General features: G+C 69.9%; 7 protein-coding genes. 3 read left to right on the top strand and 4 right to left on the bottom strand.

Features of this window, described 5'->3' with window-relative positions:
* The 4 genes from P409_RS26615 to P409_RS26600 all read right to left on the bottom strand — a co-directional run.
* Nucleotides 1-226: aldolase/citrate lyase family protein (locus P409_RS26615; protein ID WP_034845530.1), on the bottom strand; the 226-nt coding region annotated here is incomplete at its 3' end.
* Entirely contained in the window at nt 223-636 is a 414-nt protein-coding gene (locus P409_RS26610) for a PIN domain-containing protein (protein ID WP_034845528.1), read from the bottom strand. The genes P409_RS26615 and P409_RS26610, both read right to left, overlap by 4 nt.
* Nucleotides 626-856: an AbrB/MazE/SpoVT family DNA-binding domain-containing protein gene (locus tag P409_RS26605; RefSeq protein WP_034845526.1), complete on the bottom strand. Its 231-nt coding sequence runs from the start codon at nt 854-856 to the stop codon at nt 626-628. Before P409_RS26605 ends, P409_RS26610 begins: the two co-directional genes overlap by 11 nt.
* A gap of 383 nt (nt 857-1239) precedes the next feature.
* Nucleotides 1240-1836 (bottom strand): TlpA family protein disulfide reductase, encoded by a 597-nt coding sequence (locus P409_RS26600; protein WP_034845524.1) that lies wholly within the window; start codon nt 1834-1836, stop codon nt 1240-1242.
* A gap of 14 nt (nt 1837-1850) precedes the next feature.
* On the opposite strand from P409_RS26600, the gene argH reads away from it, so the two are divergent.
* From argH to P409_RS26585, 3 genes are all read left to right on the top strand, one after another.
* Entirely contained in the window at nt 1851-3275 is a 1425-nt protein-coding gene (gene argH / locus P409_RS26595; protein ID WP_034845522.1) for an argininosuccinate lyase, read from the top strand.
* A gap of 121 nt (nt 3276-3396) precedes the next feature.
* A complete protein-coding gene (lysA, locus tag P409_RS26590) occupies nt 3397-4668 on the top strand; it encodes a diaminopimelate decarboxylase (protein WP_034845519.1) in 1272 nt (423 codons plus the stop codon).
* 21 nt (nt 4669-4689) lie between these two features.
* Nucleotides 4690-4923, top strand: a 234-nt coding sequence (locus P409_RS26585; protein ID WP_034845517.1) for a DUF4175 family protein, incomplete at its 3' end; no start/stop codon positions are given.

Here is a 4923-nt window from a genome sequence, read left to right as displayed (position 1 = left end):
AGGGCGTGTCGGCGGCATTGGCGCGCACCAGCACCTCGCGCGGCCCCCAGCCGCCGGCGCTGACGGCGGCCACGACCCGCTCCCGCGCCGCGACCTTGGCGTCCGGCGCCACCGCGTCCTCCAGGTCCAGGATCAGCCCGTCGGCGTCCAGCGTGCGGGCCTTGTCCAGCGCGCGCGGGTTCGAGCCGGGAACATAGAGCAGCGAGCGGCGGGGGCGGATGGTCATGACATCTCACTACCAAAAGGATTCCGGATCGTCAGGCCCTCGATCGCCTGACCGCCCTGCATGTCCTCGGAATAGAGAATCCGACACTGTGCCCGGAGTGCCGTGGCGACGATCGATGCGTCATAGATGTGATAGCCGTAGCGGTCCGCGATCCGCAGCGCTGCCTCATGGATCTCGACCGTGACCGGCTCCACCGGCTCGCAGAGGGCCCGGACGGCCGACAGCGCTTCGGCGATCTCATCCCAGGACAGGCCGAGTTTGCGGCGTGCGACCGCCGCGAACTCGTTCAATACCTGCACGCTGATCACGCCGCCGGCCGCCAGCAGCGCCTCGGCGGCCGCGGCCCGCGGATCGTCGCGGGCGATGGCGTAAAGCAGGATGTTGGTGTCGAGGAACGCCTCAGCGCTCATTCGCTTCGTCGCGGTCGAAGCGGAAGCCGGGGGGCAATGGCCGCCGCATCTGGCGCAGCCGGTCCAGCGCCTGCTCCCGGCTGCGGTCGCGCTCGACCAGGAAGGCGCGATCGGCCGCGATGCGGATTTCGATCTCGTCGCCCTCCTTCAGGTCCAGCGCCTCGACGACGGTCGAAGGCAGCCGCACCGCCAGGCTGTTGCCCCATTTCGCCACGCGCATGGCATCACCATGATATACGTTGCCACTTGTATATCATATGGAATGACCGCGAGCCACCAGGACAGCGTGAAATTGCCCCGTGACCGCCGTCACATCTGATTCACGCGAGGCGGCGTAGATCTTTCCCCGGGCCGAGAGCCCGAGGAAAGGACCATGTTGCTCCGCACCATCATCTGGGTTTACGGCGTTCTCCTGCTGGTCGGCTTCTATATGGGTTCCCAGCCCCTCTGAGCGCACGTCCGATACTGCTACTGGTGCGGCCGTCTGGCGGCGGCTTCTGCGCTTCCGGTGCTCACGCACCAGATGTGCGCTGCGCTCCGGTTCTCGAAGCCGCCGCCAGCCGACTCACACCAGCGCAGTCTCGAACCGGCTAGCCGCAGCCCTCAGGCCGACCCGGCCTTCCCGCGATCGAGGTAGAAGCGCAGCAGCGCGATCGAGCTGTCGTCGTCCCATTCGGCCGCGCCCTCCTGCCGGCCGACCACGGTGCCGTCGCGGTCGATCAGCAGCGTCGTCGGCAGGCCGCGGGCGGTGAACAGCGCCGGAGACCGGCCGCCGGGGTCGAGATAGGCCGGCAACGCCGCGATCCTGTGGGCGTCGAAGAAGGGTTGCACCTTGGCCAGCCCCTCGCGGTCGATCGACAGCGCCAGCACGGTGAAGTCGGCGCCGCCCAGCTTCGCCTGCAGCCGGTCCAGCGCCGGCATCTCCTTGACGCAGGGGGCGCACCAGGTCGCCCACAGGTTGAGCAGCACGACCTTGCCCTTGAAGTCGGCGAGACGAAGGGTGTTGCCCGCGGCGTCGGAGAAGGTAATCTCCGGGGCCGGCTCAGGCCGGTCGGCCAGGACGAAGCTGGCGACGGTGCCGCCCAAAGGCGGCCGATCCCCCGGGGTTCCCCAGGGTGTCCAGTGCGTCCACCAGGCCGCGCCCGCCGCCAGCAGCACCAGGACGGCCACGCCCGCGGCGATCGTTGCTCTCTTCCTCATCCGGTCCGCACCCCATGTCCGATCCGACCCAGCCTGCCACCCCCGTCGTGCCCGATAAAGGCACCAATCCGATGTGGGGCGGCCGCTTCGCCGGCGGGCCGGCCGCGATCATGGAGCGGATCAACGCCTCGATCGGCTTCGACCGCAAGCTCTGGGCGCAGGATATCGCCGGATCGCGCGCTCATGTCGCAATGCTCGCCGCGCAGGGCATCGTGTCCGCCGAGGACGCCGCCGCGATCGACCGCGGCCTGGAGCAGATCGCCGGCGAGATCGCCGAGGGCCGGTTCGAGTTCAAGACCGCGCTCGAGGACATCCATTTCAACGTGGAATCTCGGCTGACCGAGATCATCGGCCCGGCCGCAGGCCGCCTGCACACGGCGCGCAGCCGCAACGACCAGGTGGCGACCGATTTCCGCCTGTGGGTGCGCGACGCCTTCGACCGGCTGGAGCAGGGGCTGCAGGCGCTGCAGGCGGCGCTGATCGCCCAGGCCGAGCAGCATGTCGACACCATCCTGCCGGGCTTCACCCATCTGCAGGTGGCGCAGCCGGTCACCTTCGGCCATCACCTGCTGGCCTATGTCGAGATGCTGGGCCGCGACCGCAGCCGCGTCGCCGATGCCCGGGCCCGGGCCAATGAATGCCCGCTCGGCGCCGCCGCTTTGGCCGGCACACCCTATCCGATCGACCGGCATGCGACCGCCAAGGCGCTGGGCTTCGACCGGCCGACCGCCAATTCGCTCGACAGCGTCTCCGACCGCGACTTCGCGCTCGACTATCTCGCCACCGCCGGCATCTGCGCCATGCACCTGTCGCGGCTGGCGGAGGAGATCGTGTTCTGGTCGACGCCGCAGTTCCGCTTCGTGCGCCTGTCCGACGGCTTCTCCACCGGCTCCTCGATCATGCCGCAGAAGCGCAACCCCGACGCGGCGGAGCTGGTGCGCGGCAAGACCGGCCGGGTGTTCGGCGGCCTCGGCGCCCTGCTGACCGTGATGAAGGGCCTGCCCCTGACCTACCAGAAGGACATGCAGGAGGATAAGGAGCCGGTCTTCGACGCCGACGACACGCTGATGCTGTGCCTGGCGGCCATGACCGGCATGGTCGAGAGCTGGACCGTCAATGCCGAGGCGATGCGCCGGGCCACCGAGGCCGGCTTCCCGACCGCGACCGACCTGGCCGACTGGCTGGTGCGGCAGCTCGGCGTGCCGTTCCGCGAGGCGCACCACATCACCGGCCATCTGGTGAAGCTGGCCGAGGATAAGGGCTGCCGCCTGTCCGAGCTGCCGCTGGCCGAGATGCAGGCGGTCCATCCCGGCATCACCGACGCCGTCTACGCCGTGCTGACCGCCGAGGCCTCGGTCGCCAGCCGGAAGAGCTATGGCGGCACCGCGCCCGACCGGGTGCGCGAGGCCGTCCAGGCCGCAAAGGAGCGTTTCCTGTGATTCTGCGTATCCTCCTCGCCGTAACCCTGGCGTTCGGACTTGTCGCCTGCGGCAAGAAGGCGGCCTCGGTCAGCCCGCCCGATCCCAAGACCTCGGCCTATCCGCGGAGCTATCCGAGCTCATGACCGCTTTTGCCTACAAGAACGGCTCCCTCTTCGCGGAGGATGTCGACCTCGCCGCCGTGGCGGCGCAGGTCGGCACGCCGGCCTATGTCTATTCCTCGGCGGCGCTGGTCGCGAATTACCGCGCCTATGTCGACGCGCTGGCCGGGCTGCCGATCGATGTCTGCTTCGCCGCCAAGGCCAACTCGAACCTCGCGGTGCTGCGCACGCTGGTGCAGCAGGGCGCCGGCATCGACGTGGTGTCGACCGGCGAGATGAAGCGGGCCCTGGCCGCCGGCTGCCCGCCCGGGCGCATCGTCTTCTCCGGCGTCGGCAAGACCGCGGAGGATCTGGAGGCGGCGCTGCTGGCCGGCATCCACCAGATCAATGTCGAATCGCTGCAGGAGCTCGAGCTGCTGTCGCAGGTGGCGGTGCGGGTGCGGCGCGATGCGGTCGTGGCTTTCCGGGTGAATCCGGATGTCGACGCCAAGACCCACACCAAGATCTCGACCGGCCGCAAGGGCGACAAGTTCGGCATCGAGCTCGAGGACGCGGCCGAGGCCTATGCGCGGGCGCGGGCCCTGCCGGGCGTGCGCCCGGTCGGCATCGCCGCCCATATCGGCAGCCAGCTGCTCGACCTGTCGCCCTATCGCGACGCCTATCGCCGGCTGGCCGAGCTGGTGCGCGAGCTGCGCGCCGCCGGCCATGTGGTCGAGCGGCTGGACCTCGGCGGCGGCATCGGCATCTCCTACAAGGGCGATCCGGCGCCGGCGCTGGCCGACTATGCCCGCATCGTGCGCGAGACGGTGGGCGATCTCGGCTGCCATCTGATGTGCGAGCCGGGGCGGTCGATCTGCGGCGATGCCGGCGTCCTATTGTCGCGGGTGATCTTCATCAAGCCGGGGCGGACGCGCAACTTCGTCATCCTCGACGCGGCGATGAACGACCTGATCCGGCCGGCGATGTACGAAGCCTGGCACGGCATCGTGCCGCTGCGCCAGCCGGCGGAGGGCGCGGCCGAGGCCGAATTCGACGTGGTCGGCCCGGTCTGCGAGAGCAGCGACACCTTCGCCAAGGGCCGCTTGCTGCCGCCGCTGGCCGCCGGGGACCTCGTCGCCTTCACCGGCGCCGGCGCCTACGGGGCCGTGATGGCGTCGACCTACAACACCCGGCCGCTGGTGCCGGAGGTGCTGGTCGACAAAGATCGGTTTGCCATCGTCAGAAAACGGCCCACATTTGAAGAGATGGTCGCCGGGGAGAGCCTGCCGCCCTGGCTTGCCAAGGTAGACTGACGGAGAGGCGTAGGAGGAGAGGTGGCCCGCAGCCCCACGGAGGCCCCGGGGACGACCGAGCCGGCCGAGCCGCGCGTCAAGATCGCGCTGGCATGGCTGGCTGCGGCCTGGGAGGCGGCCTGGCGCGCCGCCTGGCCCGTCGCCACCGTGCTCGGCGCCTTCCTGGTCCTCGCCGGCTTCGACCTGCTGCCCGACCTGCCGGGCTGGCTGCATGCCCTGATCCTGGTCGCCTTCGCCGCGGCGCTGTGCTGGCCA

This window comes from Inquilinus limosus MP06, from assembly GCF_000767795.1.
GTDB lineage: Bacteria > Pseudomonadota > Alphaproteobacteria > DSM-16000 > Inquilinaceae > Inquilinus > Inquilinus limosus_E.
Note: the sequence above shows the minus strand (reverse complement) of the source record. Positions and strands in the feature narration are given on the sequence as shown.

Bases quoted from the DNA above. Each gene is read 5' to 3' on its own strand.
- P409_RS26605 (WP_034845526.1), bottom strand. From the start codon at position 856: ATGCGCGTGGCGAAATGGGGCAACAGCCTGGCGGTGCGGCTGCCTTCG.
- P409_RS26610 (WP_034845528.1), bottom strand. From the start codon at position 636: ATGAGCGCTGAGGCGTTCCTCGACACCAACATCCTGCTTTACGCCATC.
- argH (WP_034845522.1), top strand. From the start codon at position 1,851: ATGTCCGATCCGACCCAGCCTGCCACCCCCGTCGTGCCCGATAAAGGC.
- P409_RS26600 (WP_034845524.1), bottom strand. From the start codon at position 1,836: ATGAGGAAGAGAGCAACGATCGCCGCGGGCGTGGCCGTCCTGGTGCTG.
- lysA (WP_034845519.1), top strand. From the start codon at position 3,397: ATGACCGCTTTTGCCTACAAGAACGGCTCCCTCTTCGCGGAGGATGTC.